25 protein-coding genes are annotated in these 21,362 nt (G+C 64.9%); 6 read left to right on the plus strand and 19 right to left on the minus strand.

What is annotated here, in order from left to right:
- Positions 1-285 precede the first annotated feature (285 nt).
- Together V8Z78_RS21225 and V8Z78_RS21230 are read left to right on the plus strand one after the other, a co-directional pair.
- Positions 286-840 carry a cytochrome b gene (locus V8Z78_RS21225; protein ID WP_349732076.1) on the plus strand — a complete coding sequence of 185 codons (555 nt, stop codon included), beginning with the start codon at positions 286-288 and terminating at the stop codon, positions 838-840.
- Positions 841-881: 41 nt separating this feature from the next.
- Positions 882-1,589: a VIT1/CCC1 transporter family protein gene (locus V8Z78_RS21230; protein ID WP_021028154.1), complete on the plus strand. Its 708-nt coding sequence runs from the start codon at positions 882-884 to the stop codon at positions 1,587-1,589.
- A 13-nt stretch (positions 1,590-1,602) separates the two neighbouring features.
- On the opposite strand, the gene V8Z78_RS21235 is transcribed toward V8Z78_RS21230, so the two are convergent.
- The 12 genes from V8Z78_RS21235 to V8Z78_RS21290 all read right to left on the minus strand — a co-directional run bounded on the left by V8Z78_RS21235 (position 1,603) and on the right by V8Z78_RS21290 (position 12,681).
- A complete protein-coding gene (locus V8Z78_RS21235; RefSeq protein WP_349732102.1) occupies positions 1,603-2,931 on the minus strand; it encodes a sensor histidine kinase in 1,329 nt (442 codons plus the stop codon).
- 87 nt (positions 2,932-3,018) lie between these two features.
- On the minus strand, positions 3,019-3,684 hold the full coding sequence (locus V8Z78_RS21240; RefSeq protein ID WP_003056167.1) for a response regulator transcription factor: 666 nt from the start codon (positions 3,682-3,684) through the stop codon (positions 3,019-3,021).
- Between the two features lie 14 nt (positions 3,685-3,698).
- On the minus strand, positions 3,699-5,042 hold the full coding sequence (locus V8Z78_RS21245; protein ID WP_003056168.1) for a ferredoxin reductase family protein: 1,344 nt from the start codon (positions 5,040-5,042) through the stop codon (positions 3,699-3,701).
- Positions 5,043-5,257: 215 nt separating this feature from the next.
- Positions 5,258-7,234: a relaxase/mobilization nuclease domain-containing protein gene (locus V8Z78_RS21250; protein ID WP_011517536.1), complete on the minus strand. Its 1,977-nt coding sequence runs from the start codon at positions 7,232-7,234 to the stop codon at positions 5,258-5,260.
- 460 nt (positions 7,235-7,694) lie between these two features.
- The gene (locus V8Z78_RS21255) at positions 7,695-8,291 is read right to left on the minus strand and encodes a S26 family signal peptidase (RefSeq protein ID WP_349732077.1); all 597 of its coding nucleotides are present in this window, start codon (positions 8,289-8,291) and stop codon (positions 7,695-7,697) included.
- Positions 8,288-8,833, minus strand: coding sequence for a DUF2840 domain-containing protein (locus V8Z78_RS21260; protein ID WP_150584771.1), 546 nt, complete (start codon positions 8,831-8,833; stop codon positions 8,288-8,290). Before V8Z78_RS21260 ends, V8Z78_RS21255 begins: the two co-directional genes overlap by 4 nt.
- The gene (locus V8Z78_RS21265; RefSeq protein ID WP_087080931.1) at positions 8,830-9,114 is read right to left on the minus strand and encodes a chromosome partitioning protein ParB; all 285 of its coding nucleotides are present in this window, start codon (positions 9,112-9,114) and stop codon (positions 8,830-8,832) included. Before V8Z78_RS21265 ends, V8Z78_RS21260 begins: the two co-directional genes overlap by 4 nt.
- The gene (gene parA / locus V8Z78_RS21270; RefSeq protein ID WP_349732078.1) at positions 9,111-9,749 is read right to left on the minus strand and encodes a ParA family partition ATPase; all 639 of its coding nucleotides are present in this window, start codon (positions 9,747-9,749) and stop codon (positions 9,111-9,113) included. The genes V8Z78_RS21265 and parA overlap by 4 nt, the downstream gene beginning before the upstream one ends.
- A gap of 253 nt (positions 9,750-10,002) precedes the next feature.
- Positions 10,003-10,851 carry a replication initiator protein A gene (locus V8Z78_RS21275; protein WP_049286388.1) on the minus strand — a complete coding sequence of 283 codons (849 nt, stop codon included), beginning with the start codon at positions 10,849-10,851 and terminating at the stop codon, positions 10,003-10,005.
- A gap of 26 nt (positions 10,852-10,877) precedes the next feature.
- Entirely contained in the window at positions 10,878-11,159 is a 282-nt protein-coding gene (locus tag V8Z78_RS21280) for a helix-turn-helix transcriptional regulator (protein WP_049286390.1), read from the minus strand.
- Between the two features lie 83 nt (positions 11,160-11,242).
- Positions 11,243-11,992, minus strand: a complete 750-nt coding sequence (locus tag V8Z78_RS21285; protein ID WP_059400462.1) for a DUF2285 domain-containing protein — start codon at positions 11,990-11,992, stop codon at positions 11,243-11,245.
- A 341-nt stretch (positions 11,993-12,333) separates the two neighbouring features.
- Entirely contained in the window at positions 12,334-12,681 is a 348-nt protein-coding gene (locus V8Z78_RS21290; protein WP_049286387.1) for a DUF2958 domain-containing protein, read from the minus strand.
- A 223-nt stretch (positions 12,682-12,904) separates the two neighbouring features.
- Between V8Z78_RS21290 and V8Z78_RS21295 the strand changes: the two genes are divergently transcribed.
- On the plus strand, positions 12,905-13,198 hold the full coding sequence (locus V8Z78_RS21295) for a helix-turn-helix domain-containing protein (protein ID WP_016452551.1): 294 nt from the start codon (positions 12,905-12,907) through the stop codon (positions 13,196-13,198).
- A gap of 364 nt (positions 13,199-13,562) precedes the next feature.
- Here the strand turns inward: V8Z78_RS21295 and V8Z78_RS21300 are convergent, their stop codons facing one another.
- Positions 13,563-13,877, minus strand: a complete 315-nt coding sequence (locus V8Z78_RS21300) for a DUF736 domain-containing protein (RefSeq protein WP_107316610.1) — start codon at positions 13,875-13,877, stop codon at positions 13,563-13,565.
- Positions 13,878-14,687: 810 nt separating this feature from the next.
- On the opposite strand from V8Z78_RS21300, the gene V8Z78_RS21305 reads away from it, so the two are divergent.
- The gene (locus tag V8Z78_RS21305; protein WP_349732079.1) at positions 14,688-15,206 is read left to right on the plus strand and encodes a GNAT family N-acetyltransferase; all 519 of its coding nucleotides are present in this window, start codon (positions 14,688-14,690) and stop codon (positions 15,204-15,206) included.
- A gap of 130 nt (positions 15,207-15,336) precedes the next feature.
- On the opposite strand, the gene V8Z78_RS21310 is transcribed toward V8Z78_RS21305, so the two are convergent.
- The 3 genes from V8Z78_RS21310 to V8Z78_RS21320 all read right to left on the minus strand — a co-directional run bounded on the left by V8Z78_RS21310 (position 15,337) and on the right by V8Z78_RS21320 (position 18,571).
- Complete coding sequence (locus V8Z78_RS21310) at positions 15,337-15,546, minus strand: hypothetical protein (RefSeq protein WP_049285381.1); 210 nt, start codon at positions 15,544-15,546, stop codon at positions 15,337-15,339.
- A gap of 62 nt (positions 15,547-15,608) precedes the next feature.
- Positions 15,609-17,663 (minus strand): ParB/RepB/Spo0J family partition protein, encoded by a 2,055-nt coding sequence (locus V8Z78_RS21315; protein WP_349732080.1) that lies wholly within the window; start codon positions 17,661-17,663, stop codon positions 15,609-15,611.
- An 80-nt stretch (positions 17,664-17,743) separates the two neighbouring features.
- A complete protein-coding gene (locus V8Z78_RS21320) occupies positions 17,744-18,571 on the minus strand; it encodes a DUF932 domain-containing protein (protein ID WP_087080914.1) in 828 nt (275 codons plus the stop codon).
- A 655-nt stretch (positions 18,572-19,226) separates the two neighbouring features.
- Between V8Z78_RS21320 and V8Z78_RS21325 the strand changes: the two genes are divergently transcribed.
- Positions 19,227-19,535: a hypothetical protein gene (locus V8Z78_RS21325; protein ID WP_349732081.1), complete on the plus strand. Its 309-nt coding sequence runs from the start codon at positions 19,227-19,229 to the stop codon at positions 19,533-19,535.
- 215 nt (positions 19,536-19,750) lie between these two features.
- On the opposite strand, the gene V8Z78_RS21330 is transcribed toward V8Z78_RS21325, so the two are convergent.
- The 3 genes from V8Z78_RS21330 to V8Z78_RS21340 are packed head-to-tail and all read right to left on the minus strand — an operon-like array spanning position 19,751 to position 20,846.
- The gene (locus V8Z78_RS21330) at positions 19,751-19,948 is read right to left on the minus strand and encodes a YgaP family membrane protein (RefSeq protein WP_087080910.1); all 198 of its coding nucleotides are present in this window, start codon (positions 19,946-19,948) and stop codon (positions 19,751-19,753) included.
- 33 nt (positions 19,949-19,981) lie between these two features.
- Positions 19,982-20,509, minus strand: a complete 528-nt coding sequence (locus tag V8Z78_RS21335) for a rhodanese family protein (protein WP_349732082.1) — start codon at positions 20,507-20,509, stop codon at positions 19,982-19,984.
- Positions 20,510-20,534: 25 nt separating this feature from the next.
- Complete coding sequence (locus V8Z78_RS21340; protein WP_087080906.1) at positions 20,535-20,846, minus strand: ArsR/SmtB family transcription factor; 312 nt, start codon at positions 20,844-20,846, stop codon at positions 20,535-20,537.
- A 143-nt stretch (positions 20,847-20,989) separates the two neighbouring features.
- On the opposite strand from V8Z78_RS21340, the gene V8Z78_RS21345 reads away from it, so the two are divergent.
- Positions 20,990-21,346, plus strand: coding sequence for a carboxymuconolactone decarboxylase family protein (locus tag V8Z78_RS21345; RefSeq protein ID WP_087080903.1), 357 nt, complete (start codon positions 20,990-20,992; stop codon positions 21,344-21,346).
- The last annotated feature ends 16 nt before the right edge of the window (positions 21,347-21,362 follow it).

The raw sequence follows: 21,362 nt of genomic DNA on the forward strand, positions 1-21,362 counted from the left end.
GAGCACACAGCGCGAATTGAAAATTCGTCGCATATGAAGCGGTGCGCGAGGTTAATGAGGCGAAACATGCGGTCGATCTCTTGTAAAGATCAGCTCATGTTCTTCGGTGAAGCTTTGAGAAAGCTTTGGAGAAAGCGAAATTTTCTCTGTACGATCTATTCAGAAAAAAACCGCTTGTCTTGAGCCACAAGCTGCCGGTAAGTTGACTTCTCAGTCACTTGATCCGATAGCCAGGATAGCCAGCGGTTCGCTTTTTTGCCATCTCAAACATCGGGGCCATGCGCCATGGACATCAAGAATTCCGAATACCGTTTCAGTCCCTTGGTCATAGGCTTGCACTGGCTGACCGTGATTCTCATCATTGCGGTCTATGCGAGCATGGAATTGCGCGGACTGGCACCCAAGGGCAGCGAGTTGCGCGGCGCCATGAAGTCCTTGCACTTTCTATTGGGCCTCAGCGTTCTGGTGATCGTCGTGATCCGTATCGGGGTGCGCATCCAGGCGGGCGTGAAGCCCGCGATCCAACCACCCATGCCACGCTGGCAGGCCACGCTCGCCGATGGCATGCACTATGCGCTCTACAGCTTCATGCTCGCCATGCCGCTGCTCGGATGGCTCACCTTGAGTGCGGCGGGCAAGCCGATTGTTCTGTTTGGCTTGCCCGTTCCCTCTCTGATCGGCACCGACGTTGCTTTGTCGCGCCAACTCAAGGATGTCCATGAGGCGCTGGCGACATTGGGCTATGTCTTGATCGGATTGCATGCGATGGCGGCGCTGTTGCACCACTACGTCATGCGTGACAACACACTGGTTCGCATGCTTCCCGGTCATCGCACCTGAACTGCTGGCCTTGGGCTGCTTCACATGGATTTGATTTTTCAATGACAAAATTTCATCATCGCGCTCACCCTGAAAGTCATCGCACTGAACATATCGGATGGCTACGCGCAGCTGTTCTGGGTGCCAATGACGGCATCATTTCCACGGCCAGCCTAGTTGCAGGCGTGGCTGCGGCCCATGCAAGCCATGCCAGCATCATGACCACGGCCATCGCGGGGTTGGTAGCCGGTGCCATGTCCATGGCTGCAGGCGAATTCGTATCGGTCTATTCACAAGCTGATACGGAGAAGGCGGATCTGGCGCGGGAACGTGATGAACTGAAGAACAGTCCGGAAGCCGAACATCGCGAACTCACGGCCATCTATGTTCGGCGTGGCCTGGATCATCGACTCGCGGATCAGGTCGCCACGCAATTGATGGCGCATGATGCGCTGGGCGCGCACGCGCGCGATGAATTGGGCATTTCTGAAACCTTGAGCGCTCGCCCGCTGCAAGCCGCCATGGCGTCCGCTGGAAGCTTCGCCGTGGGTGCGGCCATGCCGCTGGCCGTGGTTCTGTTGGCGCCGGAGCAGAGCCTGCTCTATTGGATCGTCGCGACGGCGATTGTCTTCCTGGCCCTGCTCGGTGCTGCGGCTGCTGCCGTGGGTGGTACGCCGCTCTTCAAAAGTGCGCTGCGCGTCGCGTTCTGGGGCACATTTGCCATGGCGGTGACAGCGGGCGTGGGAGCCATGTTCGGCACTGCGGTGTAGATCTGCGTCAATCTCAGAGCAGCGGTGGCCAAGGGCCAAGCCGCGCGGACAGCCGACCGTTGTCCAGTGAGAACGCCAGCGGCAGCTCTATGGCATGCGCGAGAGCCAGGGCCAGCGCCAGTCCCAGTCCAGCGTGATGCGCCGTGCCGCCTTCGGAATCCTTGCGCCAGAAGCGAAGGCCGAATTGATCTAGATCGGATGCCAGCAAATTGGGAGCTGTGTTGACGATGGTTAACATCCAGCCGGATGCCTCGAGCTCCAACCTACATTGAATGTCGTCGCCTTCGGGCGCGTATTCAATGGCATTGCGCAAGAGGTTGGAGAGGATGCGTTCGATCACGCCCTGATCACTTTGCACCCATGCCGATTCAGGCAAAGTCACGCGGATGGGTGACTTGGGTGCCATTTGCTGGACGTTAAGTCCCGCCAGCAACTCTCGCAGCAAAGCAGTTAGATCCAGAGGATCCAGCGCCATTGTGTGTTGGCCGGACTCAAGTCGCGCCAACAACAGCAGAGTGTCCACACTGCGCTGCATGCGTGAACTGGCCTGGATCATTGCATTCAGGGCGCGCTGGATTCGGGCCGGGTCGGCATCGATCAAAGCGCTTTCTGCGCTGATGCGGATTTCCGCCAGGGGCGTGCGCAACTCGTGGGCCACATCGCGGGAGAAGCGGCGCTCGCGGACAATGGCCACATACAGGTGATGCAAGCCCTGATTGAAGGCTTCGGCAAATGGACGCAGTTCACGGGGAAAGTCCGCTCCGATCCGCGCAATCGGCCGATCCGAACGCAGATCGGCCAGTTGCTCGCCGACCCGCTCCAGCATGACCACGATATGCCGAACCATGAGCAGCGCCAGGCCCGTCGCTAGCAGCGTTGCCAGCACAATACCGCCCAAGAGCGCAAAGTGGATGCGCCGCTCGGTTTGATCCCAATCCCGGCGTTCTGTTGCGACGACTAATAGCTGAGACCTCTCTCCAGTTACCGACACGCGCGTCGCCAGCGCGCGGCCCGCGTGGCCATCCGGAAGTGTCACGTCGTAATAGCGCGGGGTGCCTTGCTCCACCGGGCCAAGCGATAGCTCGGCGCCTGCACTGCTGGGAGAGCGTAGCAAGGCCCGGTGGGTCTGCGAATCGAAGACCGTGAAGAACTCGGTATGCCCGCCAGGCTCATATTCCGGCATGAGGCTTTCGAGCTTTCTCGCATCCAACTCCTGCAGCACGCGCCCCACCGCCGCTGATCGTTGCATCAGGGTGGTATCCATCCGTCGATAGATTTCGTGGTCAATCCAGTAGTCGAGGACGGGAAACAGGATCGCGAAGGTTCCTCCAATGCAGATCACCAAGCTGGCAGCCAGCCGCCGCTGCAAGGACCAGGATCCGCCTTGACTCGCATCAGAAAGGGCTTCGGAATCGGGACGTACCATCGTTCAGGGCAGGATGTAGCCGAAGCCACGGCGTGTCACGATCAGTTCATCCAGGCCGCACAGGGCAAGCTTGGTTCGCAAGGTGCTGACGATCACCTCTACCACTTTGTCCGATGCATCGCTGCGGCTGTCGTACAAATGTTCAAAAATCTGCGAGCGCGACAGCGTGGCGCCGCGCCGACGCAGCAGCAAGTCGAGCAGTCCATACTCCTTCGGCGTGAGCCCAAGATCAATGCACTTGAACCTCGCGATGCGCGAGCGCGGATCGACCTCCAGATCGCCGTGGCGCAGAACTGGAACGTCCCGTTGCGGCGGACGCCGTACTAGCGCCCGCAGGCGAGCCAGCAGTTCGGCTAGCTCGAAGGGTTTTGTCAGGTAGTCATCGGCACCCGCATCCAAGGCCCGCACCCGGTCGTCGAGCAGTTCGCGCGCGGAGAGCACCAACACCGGTGCGGCATGGGCCTCCCGGCCCAATGCGCGCAACACGCCAAAGCCGTCCAGCCGGGGCAGCATCAAGTCCAGAATGATGGCGTCGTACCGGTAGCTGGCAAGAAACTTCAGCGCGGACACGCCATCGGCTGCTGTATCGCAGGCATAGCCTTCCGACTGAAGGCTCTGGCTCAGGGCTTCGGCCAGCGTTTGCGAGTCTTCCACGATCAATACGCGCATGTGCTTTCTTCCATTCAGCGCATCTCGAAAAGCTCCTGGTGGAACGCCTCCGGCTCCAGCCCCTGGGCCAGCAGGTCGGCGCGCAACGCGCGGCCGAAGGCCGTGGGGCCGCAGAACCAGACGCTGGCGTCTTTCCAACCCGGCACCATGGCACGCAGGCGTTCACCCGTCAGGCGACCGTTCTGCTTGTCGATGAGCAGGTGCAGCACAACGCCGGCCGCCTGGCTGTCGGCGCGCAGTTTCTCGATGGCCTGCGGATCAACGTCGCTCGTAGGATGAAACAAATCGACCGGGCGTGCGTCTTGGCCTTTATGCTGCGCCAAATACTTCATGCGCGCAATGAATGGCGTGATACCGATGCCGGCGCCGATCCAGATCTGGCGGGCCTTCTCGTCGTCGAAAGTGAAGCAGCCGTAAGGCCCCTCGACCGTTACCTGGTCGCCTACCCGTAGGCGCTCAGGCAGCCGGCGGGTGTGGTCGCCCAGCGCCTTGGTGATGAAGGTAATGCGCCGGTCTTCCGGCACCCAGGCTGAGGCTAGCGTGTAGGGGTGCGGGCCTTCTTTCGGGTTGGACATGGCGAAGGCAAACTGTCCGGGCCGGTGGCCGGGCCAGCCCGGGTCCATCCGCAGGGTGGTTTCCAGCACGTTCAGCGCAGGGTAGGTCTGCAGCGATTCGATGACACCGTGCGCGGTGCGCTGCGCACCGACTCGGCCCAGCAGCACCCACACCGCCGATACCGTGCCGCTCGCCAGCAGCATAGCCAAAGCCCAGCCCACGGGCTGGGCCCAGTAGGAGAACTGCACCAACACCAAGGTGTGGAAGGCCAGCACCAAGTAGATCGCTGCCATCCAGTGGTGCGTCTTGGCGAACAGCCGGTAGGGAAAGCGCTTAACCAAAGCCAGCACCAGTAGCACGGCGACGGCGTAGAAGGCCCATTCGCCCAAGTCCTCGGCCAGTCCACGCCAGCCACGCAGCGCCGATTCAATGGAGCCCATTGAATCAGCCGTTGCGCGGGGCTTGCGCGCGGGGCGCGTCAGCCAGCCCCAGCCTACGGCCCATTTAGTACCCTGCGCCCACAGCCAGTGTACTGTTGCAGCGGCCAGAGCAGCGATGCCGAGCCACTTGTGCAGGCGGTATATCTTGTCCAGTCCGTTCAAGCTGGGCTCCAGCCACGCCGGGCGCGTGGCCAACATCATCGCCACGGACATCGCGCCGATGGCCAGTACGCCGCTGTATTGAATCCATACCGTTCGCAGGGCGAAGTAGTTGGACTGTGCAGGCCAGAGCGTATCGGTAAAAAGCCATAAAGCGCTCAATGCCAGCGCAAAAAACCAGAACGTCCAAATTATTCTCTTCATCGTGGATTTGCCCCAAATTCTGCGGAAGGCGCATGCGGCACTGGTCGGAAACCATCAATCCATATACGCGATAGCGTGCCTTTGAATGTGGCCGTGTATCCGAAATTACAGATAATTCTAATTTTGACATCCCAACCTTTGGTAACGCTTTGGATTGATCACCCATCTATGGATAAAATCTAATTTTGCCCACCGGCTTGTGGCTTTACCTTGACTCAAGAAATGGTTGGCCCCCGATGCCGCCCAATCTCCCAGGACGCCCCGCCGCCGCGAACCGTCGCGGAAAGCTGCTGCCCCAATCGCTGTTCGATCACCGGCTTCCACGGCACCAGCGAGAAGCCCATGCCGTCATCAAGCATCGCGTAGCGCCCGCTGGCGAGCATGACGCTGCGCCGGTAGATGCCGGCCACGCGCTGCCCGTCGGCCACGGGCCGATGCTCCAGGCCCGTTTCGCCTGCAATGTCCTTCGCGGCCTGCGCCAGCTCCCGGTTGCGCAGCGTGCCCAGCAGGTTGCGCGCCAGGATCACGCGCTGCCCGCGCCGCTCGGCCAACCCCTGTTCGGCCAGGAAGTCGGTGCGCTGCTGCATGGCCTGTTTGGCCTCGCCGCCAAAGCCCAGGTCGCCCAGGCCCGAGCCGCCGCCGATCAGTTGCTGGTCGAGCCAGGTGGCCCCGATCACGCGGGCCTGCCGCTCGATGGGCAGGTGCGATTTCAGTTCCACGGCCACGCTTCCCAGGCGCTGCGCGTCGTACTGACGGCCACGCTCGGGCAGATCGTCCGGCACCTTCCATAGACCTTCGGCCACACGCTCCACGATGCCGGCGCGGCGCAAGGCTTCCAGTCGGCGGACATGGGCCGCGACGACTTCCTGCGGATCGCGGCCGGGCACGGCCTGCCCCTGGGCGATGGCGAGGTGATGGTCGGTACGGTACAAGCCATCGCTCGCCAGCGCGGCGATGTTCTTGTCCGCCGCGCGCACGTCGGCCGATCCTTTCACCTCCACCACGGCGCCGCTGGGATAGTTCGCCAGCTCGTCGCGGGCATTGAGCGCGACGTAGTGGGCCTTGCCGTCCACGCCGTCGATGACCAGATAGCCCCGGTCGCGCAGTTCGTCGGCCAGCCCCTTCGCGGCTACGCGGCCGAGAATAGTTCGGCCATCGTCGCCCGGCTCGAACACCGCCAGCTCGCGCGGCTGGCCGCTCATGGCCCGCTGGATGGTGCGGATGATGTCTCCACGCTCGCCCAGGGCGCGCAAGGTCTTCTCGGCATCGGCATGGACGGCCCAACTGCCGGGCTGCGTCTCGTCGACCAGGCCCAGGTGCTGCAAGCGTTGCAGGCGGCTGATCAGCAGCAGGCGCTGGCGTTGCAACGTCGGTTCGTTGAAGCGTTCGATCTGTACCCGGCCATCCTCGCCGGCCTCGCGTTTCAACGTGCGATCCAGGCTAGTCCACCGCTCTTGCTCCACCTCGCGCTGCAAGGTCTGCTGGATCTCCAGCTCGGTGCGTGGCCCCAGCCATTCGGTCGCCAGCTCGGCGGCGCGATGACGAAAACCATCAGTGATGTAGTCGCCCGCGATGATGAGGTCTTTGCCGGTGTCGTCGCGCCCGCGCACGATCAGGTGGGTGTGCGGGTTGTCGGTATTCCAGTGATCGACCGCCACCCATTCCAGCCGCGTGCCCAGGTCGGCCTCCATGCGTCCCATCAGGTGCCGCGTGTAGGTGCGCAGGTCTTCCAGCTCGGCCCCTTCCTCGGGCGAAACGATGAAGCGAAAGTGGTGCCGATCATCGGCGCAGCGCTCCTTGAATGCGTTCAGATCAGCTTCGTCGGTCTGCGGCCCATAGGCCCGACCCGGTTCGCCGTCGCGGCCCACGCCGTCGCGCTCGATGTAGCGCAGGTGCTTGGCGAGCGACTGCGGACTGGCCCGCTGCTGGTTGACCAGTAGTGTCTTGATGGTCACGCGCCGCGACATAGGCGTGAGCTTCGCCCCTGCGAAGCGCGCCGCCGTGTGGCCGCGTCCCAGGCGCGATCCGGGCCGCTGGCCGGTGCCCTTGCCACTGCCGCCAGGACGGCGCACCGTGGACTTGCCGCCGCTGGCCTTGCCTGCCTGCTGGAGCACCTTGGATACGAAGCCCTGGCCCCGGTTCTTCGGTGCGCTGGGGCGGATGCGGAAATCATCGTCGCGGCGGTTGGTCATGCCTGCGCTCCCTGCAAACTCTGGCGTGTCCGGGCGTGCGAAGCACGCGGACATGCCTGTATCGGTGCGTGCCTCACGCCCCAAGCGGCACGGCGGCAAAGCCGCTGCGTGCCTCGCCCCCCCCACGTGCAGACTGGCTTTGCGGGCCGACAGGTGCCGCCCCCTTTTGTCTTGCCTTCCGCCTTTGCCCCTCGCTGTCGCTCGGAGCAGCGGCGGCCCGGCGGCGCTGCTGCGCGAGCAGCCAGCGCGCCGGCGAACGCGGACACGGCCGCAGGCCGGGCGCGTTCGAGGCAAGACGCCTGCACGTTGGACGGCTGCGCCGAAGGCAGCGCGAAGTGCGGTGCCCAATGCGCAGGATTGGCACCCGCACTGCACGCGCGACGACACGGCGACGACCAGCAGGACGACACGCCCGATGGCACGATGAGATGCACGGCAACGTGCAGCGAATCGACGGCCATCATGGGCGGGATTCCAGCCAGACCGGATGCGCGACGCCGACCACGGCGGATGCGCTGACCGGCCCGAAATACCGGCTGTCGAACGACGCCGGATTGGTGACACTGAGCAGGAACAGCTCGCCAGGCCGAAGGCGGCGGCACTGCTGCCAGGATGGCAGCGGGCGGCCCCAGCGGTCGGCAGGCAGCACGGCGGCCGAAGGCACGCCGTTGATGCGGACGCTGCCGTCAGCGATGCACACCTCTTGCGGCGCCACCGCACCTACGCGCTTGAGCAGCGAGATGCGCGTTGGTAGGTAGCCGCGCTGCGCAGCGAGCGCGGCAGCCTCGGCGGGCAGCGGCACCAGCACGATGCTGCCCACGGACAACGGACGTGGCGGCGAGCTGGCGCGAGGGTCGAGCGGATCGACGCGATACCAGCCGACCGCCACGCTGTCGGACGGGTTGTAGGTCAGGCGCGGCAGTGGATGCACGAAGGACGCCCAGGCCAGCGCAGCGAGGCCGCAGGCGGACAGGCCCGCCAACACGAGGCGAGCGCGCAAACGTGCGCGGTGCGAGCGAGGATGCGGCGTGGTGCCGGAAGTGGAAACGGCGGTCATGGCAGTGCCCTCCCGGCGAGCCAAGCGGAGTGCCGCTCGGCGGTGTATTCGGGCAGCGGCAGGCGCGCAGCGAGCCGGTTGGCGAGCGTGCGCCAGTACGCGGGCGAAGCGGCAGCGGGCGTGATGCCCAGCGCCTCGATGGCGTCGATGCGTTCCAGCACGGCGCGCACCTGGTTCTCGCCCTCGGCGTGCAGCACCAGGCGCGCGCCCGGCTGCACGCCGGGGATGCGCTGCGCTGCATCGAGCGGCGTGCACGCCTGCATGACCATGAGCTGCCAGCGCACGGTGCCGTAGTCGTTGGCCTGCCAGCGAATGCGGCAGAACACGGCGTTGGGCATGAACACGGCGAGACTGCGCCAGCGATCGAGCCGCAGCGTGCGCGCCGGTTCGCCAAAGCGCAGATAGAGCTTGAAACGGTGCTCCAGGAAGGCCAGCGAAACGCGCGTCAGCGGCGTTGAGATAGGCCGCGCCGCACGTGCTGGGAGTGATGGCGACGTTGCAGCCGTGGCCGCGTCAGCGGCAGGCAAAGCGGATGCGATCATGGTGTGTTCTCCCTGCGGTGTTCTGGAAACTCCCGCTCCAGCAGCGCGCGCAGCAAGTCGGCCACTGTCACGCCTTGCGTGAAGGCCGATACCTTGATGCGCGCCCGCATCGCGGGCGTGATGTCGAGGGTCAGGCGGGCCGTGTAGAGGTCGCCCTTACCCAGCGCATCGGCATCGCCTTGGCGAATCCACGCCTCGGCGTGCGGATTCGCAGGCGGACGCGCGCCGATGCAGACATGCTTGGCCGTGCGTTTGCTGCTGGGTGGCGGCTTCGCAGTCATGTCGGCCACCGCAGAAGTTCGTCCACCAGCGCGGTGATTTCTCGCGCGGCGGTACTGTCGGGCGCCGTCTCGCGGGCAAGCCGACCAGCGGCCACGCTGTCGGCGAACACGATGCGCTGATGCACTTCCGAGCGCAGCGCAGGAAGCGGCTGGTCGGCGAGCGCCTGGCGCGCTTCGCGTCCGATCACGGTGGTGCTCACGCGCCGGTTGATGACGAAGGCCGCGCGTAGCGCAGGCCGGAACACCTGCGCTTCGCGGATCAGCGCCACCATCTCGGCGCTGGCCCACAGGTCGTAGGGGCTGGGCTGCACGGGGATCAGCACGCGCTCGGCCGCCAGCAGCGCGGAGCGCGCCAGCGCCGCGATGCGTGGCGGGCCGTCGATGACGACGTGATCGGCGCGACGGGCCAGTTCTGGCGCTTCCTGGTGCAGCGTTTCGCGTGCGAGGCCCACGGTGCTGAACAGCCGTGGCAAACCTTGCTGGCTGCGGCGCTGCGTCCAGTCCAGCGCGGAGCCCTGCGGATCAGCGTCCAGCAACACGACGTGCTGCCCGCGCATCGCCAGCTCGCCGGCGATGTGGGTGGCGAGCGTGGTCTTGCCCACGCCGCCTTTCTGGTTGAGCAGCGCGACGATCATGGCCTGGCCCTCCGCGTTGGAGAGCCCGGCTGTTGCTGCTGCATTTCTGGCCGCGTGGTGGTTGTCCACCGCGGCGCGGCGCTGCTACTACCAGTTAGAGGTTTTAAGTTAGGGAAGTTAAGGGAGGCCGAAACCCGTGCCAGCATTGGCTTTGCGGCCGATGGACACGCCTGATAGCACGATAGTCCCACGCCTGATAGCACGACACCTGGCACGCCTGATAGCACGAGTCCGTCCACAGGCTTTGCCCCGGTTATCCCCGTGCCGTGGGCGGCACGGGACGCCCTGGCCGGAACGTCAGCAGCTCGGCGCCATTCAGCCGCTCTATGCCCAGGACGTAGCCCGGCAGCGACTGCCGCGCCACCAGGGCGCGCAGGTCGCAGGCGAAGTCGTAGGGCTTGGCCGTGCTGCCCGACTTGCGGTGCAGGTGCCGGAAGTCGAATTGCCAGCCGCCAGGCTGTCGCCCGCCGTGCTTGCGCACCAGGCGGTACAGCCATCGCTCGATCCCGCCCGTGAGCTGGAAATACGCCGGGTCGATGGTCAGCACCAGTGCCGCATCCAGCACGCCTCCATAGAACCAGTCCGGCAGGATCAGTTCCAGCCCCAAGGGGGTGCCCTTGGCATCGGCGAGTTCCTTCCACTCGTTGATCCACGAGAAGCGGTGTAGCCGCCGCCCGGTCGTCTCGCGGATCGACGTGGCCACGGTGGTCGATTGCAGGCGATCCAAGGCCGCCTTGAGGCGCTGGTAGTCGCGCAGCGATGTACCGCGCCCAATGAAGCGCAGGATCTCGTAGGGCGTGGCCTGCATCAGCCGCGACGGACGCAAGCCCGCGTCGCGCGCCTCCACGATCTGCGAGGCCGCCCAAATGAGCACGTCCGCGTCCCAAATCGTCGCGATGCCATGCTCCTGCGTCCCCTCCACGCGGATCGTCACGCCGCTGGCCTGGAAGTCGATCGGCGCCGTGCGCCGCGACTTCGCCAGCGAGAAGAACGGAAAGGCCATCAGGTCCTGGCTGTCGCGCGGCGCCATGTCGCCCGGCAAGGCGCGGAACAGATCGAGCTGTTCGCGCTCCTGCCTGACTGCCCCGGATGGGCTGGACATGGCGAAGGCCACCCGCGCGCAAGCGATCAACGCGCACGGCTGTCCGCCGAATGCTGCTCGGCGTACTCGGGATCTGATGTGCTCTCGAAGCTGCGCTCGGAAGCCCAGGCATCGAGGTCGGCCACGGCGTACATGACGCGGCGGCCGAACTTGCGGAACTTGGGGCCGCCACCCAGCACGCGCTGTTTCTCCAGGGTGCGGGGCGACAGGCGCAAATACTCTGCGGCCTCGTCGTTGGTGAGATAGCGCTGCGGCTGCGCAGCGGAAGCAATGGGAGCGGCGGCAGGCCGCAAGGGAGCAGGACGCATGGTGAGAACCTCCATCGGTTGCAGGGCTCCGGCCACACAGCGCAACCGGATGGAGGCAGTCTCAGAAAACGAAGCCCTCTTGCTCAGGGTCGTTTTGTGCTCTCTTCAAAACGACCCTTCTCAAGCGACGACAGTTGTGCTAGGCGGCGATAGCCGCCGCGCATCAACGCATCGCCACGCCGCACCAGGCGGCGCACCTTGGAGCGCAGGCCGCCATCGCTGTACCAACCGGCCGCGGCATCGACGCCGAACAAGCCCTCGGCCACGTCGCGCAAGGACGCACCCGCGAGGGTGGCGTCGAGCGCCTGCAGGGTGTGCAACTCCAGCAGCGCCGCAGGCGGTGGCCTGGGCCGCGCCATTGGCGCAGGCGTGTCGGGCACATGCGTGGTGCCGCGACCGCGGTGGGCGTAAGCCACGGCCATGCCGTCCTCCAGGCCAGGCGCCAGCGCATAGCGCAGACAATGGCCTGAACTGCGCGCGATCAGCGCCAGGCCCTTGCCGTCATGCAACAGTTGCTTGTGACCGGGGATGCACCAGAAGTCGAATGCAGCAGCGTTGGATGGCGGATCAGCGTCAGGGTAGAGCTGCACCACGGCCCCATGGCCGGGGAGCCAGGCCGGATGCGCGTCACGCGCATCCAGGGCCGGGTCTTCCAGCAGACGCAAGCCCCAGCGATGCGCAGCATCGAGGCGGCGCGCACGGTGCAGCCAGTCGAGCCGGTAGTCGGGATGGCGGCGCAGATACTCCCAGGCCAGTGCCAGCGTATCCAGGCACAGCACGTAGAGGTAGGCGGCGGTCGGATACCAGTGCGCGAGGTGGTGCGGTTCGGCCATGACGCAAGCTCCCGTAGAGCAGGACTACCGTCACCGGTTTCACACGCAAACGTCACCGCATCGAACTAGCATCCAATCGTGAATAAGCTGGTAGATTAGTAACTTGCGTGTCAAGACGAAAAGCATCCGATGGATTGCGCGGATCGTCTGAATGCGACGGTGGCGCGCGAGGAAATGCGGCCTCCTGCGCTATCCACCGTGCCCGATGGCACGGCTGGCGTCATGACCGTTTGCGTCAGGGTGGCACTGGTTTGGTGCAACAGTGCGGATTAAGACCTGACGGGTCTGGAGCAAGACCGAAATAGTCTCAATGCGCCCGGCTTGGCCGGGGCGCGAACGGCTCAATCGAGGACGGAACCATTCTCCTGGGCCAGCCGCAGGTACTCCGACAACGGGCGCACCGCCCGGAAATACCGGTCCCGCATCACGGGCTGCTGGCGCGGCCCGACGATGGATGCGAGGTCGGACAGCTTGATCTCGCCCAGCTCGGGCATGCCGATCCCCAAGTCGATCAGGCCATGGGCCGTATCGCCGTCGGCGGGGTCGAGCGACACCAGCAGCCAGGTGGCGTGTGCGTCCGGCGTGAACAGCCGCACCACGGGCAGCGGGTCGATGGCCCGGCCAGCGGCGCGGGCCTGGCCGTGTTCCAGCAACAGCCTGCGCTCGTCCTCGGAGATGAGCTGGTTCATGGGCGTCACCTCATTCGCACAAAACCGCCGAAGCGTGAAAGCGCAAAACCGCATCGGCGGGTTTGTGGAAAGGCACGGATGCGGCTTTGCACTTCTGCGAGAAGCCGCAGATACGGATTTCCGTAAAAGCACGAAAGCGGCAGGCGGGCATAGTTGAGCACTATAGATTGTAGTCCTATAGGGCGCAATCGGCTGTCATCTTGGATTTTGGGGAGATCCAGGGTTGGCAGCGAAACATACATTGTCGGAGGCATTGAAGACCATCAGGAAAGCGCGTGGATTGAGCCAGGAGGCGTTCTCCGACGTGTCCAGCCGCACCTACATGAGCACGCTGGAGCGCGACCTCAAAAGTCCGACCCTGAACAAGCTGGCCGAGCTGTGCGAGGTCATGGAGGTGCACCCGCTCACGCTGCTGACCCTGGCCTATGCCGGCGACGACCTGCAGCAGGTCGATCAGCTTCTGGTGCAGGTGCGCCAGGAGTTGGAGACTGTGGCGAAGAAGAGTGACACGCCATAGCGCGCGACCGCGTTGGCGTGGCCGATCCGGCTCAGCCGGTTCGGGGACTGCAGGGGCGCCAAGCATCGCGCGGCGGGGATAGGCCGCAGGGCTTTCCCCTGGAGGCAAGCAAAGCGCGCAGCGCCGCAGGCGCGAAGGCGTGAGGGATTGAAGCCGGATGGCCGTGACGGCGAAGTCGGCACGGGGCGCAGCCCGTAAAGCCCGGCGGTGCAAGGCACCGACACGCCCGGCCGTTCTTGAACCGAAGGCTGCAATACCCAGGAAGCAACTCGACACGGCGCAGCCCAGGCGTTGGTGTTGCCTTCCTTGAAGTGCCGCGAAAGCAGCACAGCGCCCCGCCGCGCGGGCGGGGCGCTGGCGGCCGTCAGGCCGCCTGGGGCTTGCTGCGCGACCAGATCAGGTCGTGTGTGCCGTTCTCGCCTTCGATCAGGCGGGCGTAGACCGTGGCCGGGAACGAAGGATCGTCGAGGGTCACGGAGATGTATTCCCGCCCGGCCTCGCTGGTCTTCTTCCACGCCGCGCCGATATCGTGGCTGGCGGCCTGCAAGCGGAAGTCCGGGGCTTTCTCGTTGTCACCCTTGTCGTTGGGAACCAGCTTGACCTTGACGTTGAGCGTCAGGGTGCGAAGCGTGCCGGTGAAGCCGTCTTTGTCTGCGGTGAAGCTGCCGATGTTGGCCATGATGTTTTCTCCATTCGGTTGAACAAGGTTCGCGCCCATCGCGTCCTTGTTGTGATCCGGCCGGCGGGGGACGGGCGGGCTGCACCGCTTGCGGTCGCAACACAGTGGAGAGCCGGGAGGCGAAAAGAATTTGTCCCGCGAGGAATCTGCGCAGCAGAGGGGAAATTGTTTTCGCTGGACGGTTGCAGCCATGAAGCCCGAGGCGCAGCCGCGCCACCGCCAGGATTCACAACAACACAAGGACGCCTTGGGCCGAACCGCTCCGAAAGGAGACAGGGCTGGCTCGGCATCCCCGCACGAAGGCTGCACCGGCTCGCCCACTGACGCGGGCCAGGTCAACCACCCGACGACAAGCGAGAACGCCCCGGCCGCACCTTGGGGCGCCGGTCTTGAGGCGTGGCGTGGAAGCTCCATAGCGATGCCGGGCGGGATGTCCGTGAACCGTCCTTCGTGACGTGATGGGCGAGAACCGCCAGCGTTGAGGACGGCACCGATTCGCACAACCTGCCGCAGCAAGCTCTAGCGTGTTCGCCAAGCCTCGTCCATTGCAGCGGGGCGCTGGCCTGCCGATCCGGCGTAGCCGGTTCGGCGGTATCGAGGGGCGCCAAGCCTGCGCGGCGGGGATGGGCCTTGCGCCGATCCCTCGGAGGCAAGCGAAGCGCGCAGCGCCGCAGGCGCGAAGGCGTGAGGGATTGAAGCCGAATGGCCGTGACAGCGAAGTCGGCACGGGGCGCGGCCCGAAAGCCCGGCGGCGCATCGCGCCGACACGCCCAGGCCGTTCTATATTTTCAGCAGAGAACGCAGAACACCATGACCATCCAGCTACGACACGAAACCACGAACGACATTGCCGCCATCGAAGCCGTGACCATTGCCGCCTTCGCCAATGCACCGCACACCAGCCACACGGAGCAATTCATCGTGCGTGCGCTGCGCGATGCTGGCGAACTGGCGCTTTCCCTCGTGGCCGAAGAACATGGTCAGGTCATCGGCCATGTGGCCCTGTCGCCCGTGACTATCACCAACGACCACGGCCACAAGGCCAAAGGCTGGTACGGCCTGGGGCCGATCTCCGTCCTGCCGCAGAGGCAGGGGCACGGCATCGGCTCGCGCCTGATGAAACAGGCGCTGTCTGAACTGCGGGCCATGCAGGCCGCAGGCTGTGTGCTGCTCGGAGAGCCCGCGTACTACGGGCGCTTTGGCTTCCAGGCCCATGCGGGCCTGCAACTGCCGGGCGTGCCGCCCGGCTATTTCATGGCACTGGCCTTCCACGGGCCAGTGCCCGAAGGCATCGCGCAGTACAGCGATGCCTTCAACGCCGCCGCCTGAGTGCCAGCGAAGGCGGCGGCGTAATGCCCCGGCTATTCGGTTTCAACACCGGGCGCGGCCACCGCCGCGCCCGGATTTTGCGTTTCACCGCGCCCAGGACGGAACGATCTGGGCGCGGTGCTGAACGCGGTCATTCCTTCGTCTCGATGATCCACCACACTGCACGCGGCAAGGCGCGGCCCGTGATGGGATGTATGTCGGTGAGGTCAGCGCGGGCCGACCAGCCCGAGGGCGGGCGGTAGCCGCGCACGTCGCCATCGCCGTGCCAGCGGCGGGCGCGCACCGTGCCGGGTGCATAGACCGCCGCCATGCGCGGGCGGCTGGTGGTGGTGCGGGTCATGGGGGCGTCTCCTTTCAGCGAAGCGCCCCGGTCGAAGCCGGGGCGCTTGCCTTCGGCGTGGGTCAAGCGGCCAGCGCCTCGGCGGGTTCATCCGCCATTTCCTCGGCATCCTCCGGGGCGTCCTGCTCCGGGCCTGCCTCCTGCGCGGCATCCTGCGGGCCTTCGGCCTTGAAGATGGCAGGCATCCAGCCCGTGCCATCGGCCAGCCGCTCGGCTTCGCTGGCAATGTCGGTCTTCTTCAGCTTCGCCAGCCGGGAAACCTGATCGGGAGCGTACTCGCCCACGGCTTGCAGAACTGCCGCCTTCGGGACGTGCTTGAAATACCCCTCGGCGGTCGGCTGCCACCATGCGGCCATGTCGAGGCTAACGGCCTGCGCCAGTTCCTCGCCGGGCTGGTGCGGCGTGGCGCGGGGCGTCACCACGTCCACCGTGGAAGCCACGCACACGGCCAGCAGCTTGACCAGTTCGCCTTGCTCCATCGCCAGCAGCGCGGCGAACAGTTCGGCGCTGTCCTCCGGCAAGGCTTCGCCCGCCACCTGTTGCAGTTCGCGCAGCGCCACGGCGGCGGCGGAGTGAGGCCAATCCGGGGCCATGCCTTCCAGCCGGTCGTGCGGTTTCAGGCTCACGCCCAGCGGCAAGGAACTACGCTTGAAGCCATAGCGGCTTTCCTGCAAGACGGCCTGCACCATGCCATGCACCACGGCAGCCAGCGCAGCTTGCGGATGTCGTGCGACTTCGATTTGCAGCGCGGCGGTACGGTGGGCGCTCAAGCGTTGTGCCAGCCGGTCGGACATGGCTGGGGCTTGCGTCTCATCCTCCGTGTCGCCTTCGTCGTCGTTCTCGGCGCTCTCGCCGCTGAACCCTTGGCGCAGCCGTTCCAGCGTGCGCAGCGCCTTGGCCTCGGCCTCGCGCATCAGGCCGCGATAAATAACGGCCTCGCCGTTGCGGTCGATGGTGACGATGGCACCGGCTGCGGCCTTCACGTTCGCGCCGTAGTCCTGCAAGCCATCTTCCAGTGCCTGCAGCTGCTCGCCCAGGGCTTCGCCTTCCTCCTGCAAAACGTCGGCCTTGTCCTCATCGTCGGCGTCCATCGCAGCATCCACCGCTTCGGCAACCTCCTGCATCTTGGCTTGCAGCTTCTCGATGCGTGCGGCTTGCCGCTTATTCGGCTCGCGCCGTTCCCTCGGAGCACGCTGGAAGGCGTGCAGATCGGCATGGGTCACGCCCGGCGTGGCATCCACCCACGCCCAACCCTCGGCGCGGACAGCGGCGGCGATGCGTGCCAGCTTGTCTTGCGCCAGCCGTTCCAGCAGCGCGGCGTCGTTGAGGTACACGCCCGCATCGCCTTCCGCGAACAGGTCGCGGCGGATGCCGCCGCCTGCGGCTTCGTAGCCGTCCAGCCCGACGAAGCGCACCAGCGGATGCCGGTAAGCGTCGATTTCGCGTTCGGTGAGGCGTTCGCGCAGCGCGGACGGTTGGCGCTGCCACTGCGGGGCATCGTAGAACGCGGTTTCCTGCGCGGCGTGGTCGTCGGTAATGGACAAGGCCATCAACTGATCGAGCGTGACGGCATCGGCCCGATAGTCCGCCATCAGGCGCGGCGAGACATTCGCCAGCTTCAAGCGACGCTGCACCACCAGCGGCGTAACGCTGAAATCCGCCGCAATGTCCTCGATGGGTCGGCCTTCGGCCACCAGCGCCGCGAAGGCTTCAAACTGGTCTGCCGGGTGCATGGCTTCGCGCTGCACGTTCTCGGTGAGGCTGGCGGTGCGGGCCGTGCCATCGGCTACCAGCAGGCAAGGCACCTCCCATTCCTTGCCGATGCGGTGCTTTTTCGCCAGCAGCTTGAGGGCCGCGAGGCGACGGCCACCGGCCACGACTTCGTAATGCTCGCCATCGGCGGATGCAATCACGATGAGGTTTTGCAGCAGGCCCACGCGCTGGATGCTCGCGGCCAGTTCAGGGATGGACATGCGCGGGATCTTGCGCACGTTGCGGCCCGTGGGGCGCAGCACCAGCCGCGACAGCGGAACCAGAATCAGGTTCTTGGTCGGGTCGGCAGCTTCCAGCGCGGGGGCTTGGATGGCGCGGGCTGCGGTTTGGGTGATGGCGTTCATGGTGATAGCTCCTTGCGGTTAGGAAATGCAGCAGCGAAGAAAGCGGCAAAGGCTGCTGCCTGCCTCTGCCGCATGGGGATTCAGGCTTTCAACAGGCGCAGGCCATCGGCCAGCATCCAGAGGGCGCGATTGAGGCGCACATCGGAATCAATGCCCTGCACGGGTCGGGTTTGCTGGCGGCGTCCGTTGACGCTGCGGCCATGCAATCCGCCTTTGGTCAAGTTCTCCTGCGTGCGGTTGAACACGCTCCACAGGTCGGGGCGGCGGTCATCGAACCGGCGCGGCATCAGGATTTGCGATTCAGTGATGGGCGCGGGCTTGTCGGGGTCGTCGTACTTCAACGCCAGCGCAGCACGGGCGAACACTTCGGATTCGCCATCGTCCAAGGTGATGCCACGCATCAGGTCGCGCGATTCCTTCACCCGCTCAAAGCCGCTCAACACCTCGAAAGCGCCTTCGATGACGGAACCGGCCACGTCGCCTTTGTGGGGCACGCGCACATCGGCCACGGTGTCACCACACACAAGGCCATTGCTGCAAACGAAGCGGAACATTCCGGCCAGCATCTGATAGCTGCTCGTGCCGTCGTGCGAGTTCAGTAGCACGATTTCGTTGGCCTCCGCGCCGTTGATCTGGCTGGCATGGCGCAGGCGTAGCATGTGTTTGGTGTGCTCGCGCTTGCCTTCATCGCGCACGCGGGTTTGCGTCACCATGAAAGGCTGGAAGCCTTCTTTGCGAAGCTCGGTCAGGACGGCGGCGGTGGGGATGTAGCTGTACCGTTCGGAACGGCTCTCGTGCGGGGCGTCCGCGAAGATGGACGGGGCCACGCTGCGAATCTGGTCATCGGACAGCGGGTAGTCGCTGCGCAGCGAAGGGGAACGGGAAGCGAAGCGGGATGCGAGTTGCATGGTCTTTCTCCTGATAAAAGAGGTTTGCTGTTCACACCGCACACCGGATTCCAAGATTCGGAGCCCAGCCTTTCGGCTGTTCGGTGCGGTCGGCACGAGGAACCCGGTTGGCCCTGTTGCCACCGTCTTTCCTGAGTTCATCGCCCGCGACGAAAGGGAGCCCGTGGACGGGGGCCGTCAAGGAGACAAGCGCAGGGTTGGTGCGGCCCGCAGGCGCAGCCGAGGACACGGCCCTGCGCGCCTTGACGGCACACGGCCGCGGGCTACAGTCGCGGACAAGGTGATGGAGTCAGGGAAGACGGCTGGACATGGCAACGGCCTTCCCTGTGTGCCGACCGCACGGCAAGCGCAAGCGCGCAGGCCCGGATCTGGAAATCCGGGCCGGAGGCGTCAGCCGAGCGGAGCGAGGGAACGATGGAAGCCCGTCAGGGGCGAGACGCCGCAGGCGGCTCGATGCGCCACGCGCACGACAGCGCGACCGGCCATCTCCCAGGGGCCGGGGACGCCCAATGGCAGCTCATGGGGCTTGCATCGACAGACATGGCAGCCGAACGCGCCAATGTCGAAAGCTCCACCAGATAGATAGCGCACATTTCGGATGGCTCGATTGCAGCCAGATGCCTACCGTGGGATCTCTAACTTCTGGAGAAACAGCATGTCAGATCACACGCACACCGAAGCCGTAACGCCCATGCCGCCACCGCGAGGCATCTTCCTGCCCACGATGGCCTGGACGACCGACCGCCAGCAAGTCGGCGATGAAATGCAGCGATTGCTGAGGTGGCGCGCGCAGCTCAACGCCGTGGTGAACAAGGCCGCCGGATCGGACGGATGCGCGACCTGGTACTTGATGGCCGAAACCTCGCGCAATCAACTGGACGGTGACATCGACACCCTCATGGAATGGCTGGCAACTTCACAGCCCGAAACGCTGGAAGCCCATCCGACCGAGAGCCACCGTTGACCGAGGCGATTCGGCACAGGCCGGGTCGCCGCATTCAGGGGCGCAAAGGCATCACGCCAAGCCGTCGGGCACTGACCCAGCACCTTCTTGACCAGTTCGCACGGATACACCGATGCAATGTCGATGAAGCCCAGGAACATCTCGGCGTAATTGATGCCGATAAAAGCGGCAAAGGCCGCCCGGAGGGCGGCCTTTGTATTGAGGCACTGGTCGGCTTACTTGCTTTTCTTCAATGGGCAGGTGTTCAAGCCCAACAGCCGATAGGCCGGGCAAGCGCCCATCAACCCGGTCAGCAGTGGCACCACCCCAAGCCAACCCCACCAGCCCACGGTATTGGTTGCAGCCAAGGCAATAAGCACGACGCCCACCACAATGCGCAGTACGCGGTCAATTCCGCCAACATTCGATTTCATGAGTTCTCCTATGAAAGATAAAAGGGAAACGAATCAACTGGACAACGCCCTCCGATTCCAAGGCGCCTTCATCAGCAAGCGCGCCAGGCCACAGAATCCGCTCACGCCCGCGAATACCAGGCCGGCACCGATGAAACCGGACAGTGCGTAAAACCACGGCGACAGCGTGGCGCCCAGTGCCGTCCCCGCGAACACCGCTGCGCCAGCGGCGATCTGCACCTGCCGCTGCAACTCCAGCGGCTGGCGAGCGTCGGTGACGATGGGCAGGTCGGCGCGCTTCCACGCATCGAGCCCGCCTTCGAGCAGGTAGGTATCGCAGGCCGCACAGCCGTCCAGCAACTGCGCATTCATCAGCGTGCGAGCACCCGAGCGGCAATGGAAGATGACGGCGCTCGCCCCCTCGAAGCGCATGGCGCCTTGCGCCAATTTCGCCAAAGGGATGTGGCGAGCCTGCGCAATGCGCACACGCGCATGTTCGTTGGCGGAGCGAATGTCCACCAGGACAGCACCCTGCGCGAGGAGCGCGCCAGCAGCTTCGGGAGAAAGCGTCTTCAAGGTCATCGTGTGGGTTCCAGAATGAAAGGAATCAAGGACAGAAGATGTCCTTCAGCGTGGCGATGAGCTTGGCCACGTTCGGGTCTTCGATGCGGTAGTACAGCGTCTGCGCCTCACGCCGGTAAGTCACCAGACCTTCCTCGCGCATCCGGGCCAGATGCTGCGAGAGCGCCGATGGACTCAGAGGCACCTGCTCGTTGAGGGCTCCCACGGTCATCTCACCGTGGACGATCAGCAGACACAACATCACCAACCGGCTGGGGTTTCCCACCGCCTGTAGCAATGCCGCTGCCTGCTCGGCGCTGTCCTGCAACAGCTCAATGTCGGATTTGCGCTGGGTCATGTCTTCAGGGGAAGTTGACGCATATAGTTTAGCATTGTCTAATTTAGCTCGCGCTAAATTATATCTTTCAGGAAAGCCCCTGTCCGCGCGACAGGACAGGGGGCACCCATCCACTTCATCAACCCGAAACCAGGAGCTATCCCATGACCGTCCCGCACTACAAATCACTCACTCAGACCATCTCGACCAACCTGGCCCAACTGCACAAGACCCAGGCGAGCGTGATGAAAGGCTTTGGCGACATGGGCAAGGCCGCCATGGCGGGAGGTGTCATCGACCCCAAAACCAAGGAGCTGATCGCCTTGGCCGTGGGGGTGGCTGCGCGCTGCGATGGCTGCATCGGGTTTCACACCAAGGCGCTGGCGCGCCTGGGTGCCAGCACCGAGGAAGTCCACGAGGCCCTGGGCGTTGCCATCTACATGGGTGGTGGCCCAGTGGCCATGTACGCGGCCAATGCAGTGGCCGCATTCAATGAATTTTCCGCACCGGCCCAAGCTTGAGCGAAGGAGAAAACGC

The sequence above is a fragment of the Comamonas sp. wu1-DMT genome (genome assembly GCF_040187805.1).
GTDB lineage: Bacteria > Pseudomonadota > Gammaproteobacteria > Burkholderiales > Burkholderiaceae_C > Comamonas > Comamonas thiooxydans.

Excerpts from the sequence above, each read along its gene's own strand:
- V8Z78_RS21225 (WP_349732076.1), top strand. The coding sequence starts at position 286 with ATGGACATCAAGAATTCCGAATACCGTTTCAGTCCCTTGGTCATAGGC.
- V8Z78_RS21230 (WP_021028154.1), top strand. The coding sequence starts at position 882 with ATGACAAAATTTCATCATCGCGCTCACCCTGAAAGTCATCGCACTGAA.
- V8Z78_RS21240 (WP_003056167.1), bottom strand. The coding sequence starts at position 3,684 with ATGCGCGTATTGATCGTGGAAGACTCGCAAACGCTGGCCGAAGCCCTG.
- V8Z78_RS21245 (WP_003056168.1), bottom strand. The coding sequence starts at position 5,042 with ATGAAGAGAATAATTTGGACGTTCTGGTTTTTTGCGCTGGCATTGAGC.
- V8Z78_RS21250 (WP_011517536.1), bottom strand. The coding sequence starts at position 7,234 with ATGACCAACCGCCGCGACGATGATTTCCGCATCCGCCCCAGCGCACCG.
- V8Z78_RS21255 (WP_349732077.1), bottom strand. The coding sequence starts at position 8,291 with ATGACCGCCGTTTCCACTTCCGGCACCACGCCGCATCCTCGCTCGCAC.
- V8Z78_RS21260 (WP_150584771.1), bottom strand. The coding sequence starts at position 8,833 with ATGATCGCATCCGCTTTGCCTGCCGCTGACGCGGCCACGGCTGCAACG.
- V8Z78_RS21265 (WP_087080931.1), bottom strand. The coding sequence starts at position 9,114 with ATGACTGCGAAGCCGCCACCCAGCAGCAAACGCACGGCCAAGCATGTC.
- parA (WP_349732078.1), bottom strand. The coding sequence starts at position 9,749 with ATGATCGTCGCGCTGCTCAACCAGAAAGGCGGCGTGGGCAAGACCACG.
- V8Z78_RS21275 (WP_049286388.1), bottom strand. The coding sequence starts at position 10,851 with ATGTCCAGCCCATCCGGGGCAGTCAGGCAGGAGCGCGAACAGCTCGAT.
- V8Z78_RS21280 (WP_049286390.1), bottom strand. The coding sequence starts at position 11,159 with ATGCGTCCTGCTCCCTTGCGGCCTGCCGCCGCTCCCATTGCTTCCGCT.
- V8Z78_RS21285 (WP_059400462.1), bottom strand. The coding sequence starts at position 11,992 with ATGGCCGAACCGCACCACCTCGCGCACTGGTATCCGACCGCCGCCTAC.
- V8Z78_RS21290 (WP_049286387.1), bottom strand. The coding sequence starts at position 12,681 with ATGAACCAGCTCATCTCCGAGGACGAGCGCAGGCTGTTGCTGGAACAC.
- V8Z78_RS21300 (WP_107316610.1), bottom strand. The coding sequence starts at position 13,877 with ATGGCCAACATCGGCAGCTTCACCGCAGACAAAGACGGCTTCACCGGC.
- V8Z78_RS21305 (WP_349732079.1), top strand. The coding sequence starts at position 14,688 with ATGACCATCCAGCTACGACACGAAACCACGAACGACATTGCCGCCATC.
- V8Z78_RS21310 (WP_049285381.1), bottom strand. The coding sequence starts at position 15,546 with ATGACCCGCACCACCACCAGCCGCCCGCGCATGGCGGCGGTCTATGCA.
- V8Z78_RS21315 (WP_349732080.1), bottom strand. The coding sequence starts at position 17,663 with ATGAACGCCATCACCCAAACCGCAGCCCGCGCCATCCAAGCCCCCGCG.
- V8Z78_RS21320 (WP_087080914.1), bottom strand. The coding sequence starts at position 18,571 with ATGCAACTCGCATCCCGCTTCGCTTCCCGTTCCCCTTCGCTGCGCAGC.
- V8Z78_RS21325 (WP_349732081.1), top strand. The coding sequence starts at position 19,227 with ATGTCAGATCACACGCACACCGAAGCCGTAACGCCCATGCCGCCACCG.
- V8Z78_RS21330 (WP_087080910.1), bottom strand. The coding sequence starts at position 19,948 with ATGAAATCGAATGTTGGCGGAATTGACCGCGTACTGCGCATTGTGGTG.
- V8Z78_RS21335 (WP_349732082.1), bottom strand. The coding sequence starts at position 20,509 with ATGACCTTGAAGACGCTTTCTCCCGAAGCTGCTGGCGCGCTCCTCGCG.
- V8Z78_RS21340 (WP_087080906.1), bottom strand. The coding sequence starts at position 20,846 with ATGACCCAGCGCAAATCCGACATTGAGCTGTTGCAGGACAGCGCCGAG.
- V8Z78_RS21345 (WP_087080903.1), top strand. The coding sequence starts at position 20,990 with ATGACCGTCCCGCACTACAAATCACTCACTCAGACCATCTCGACCAAC.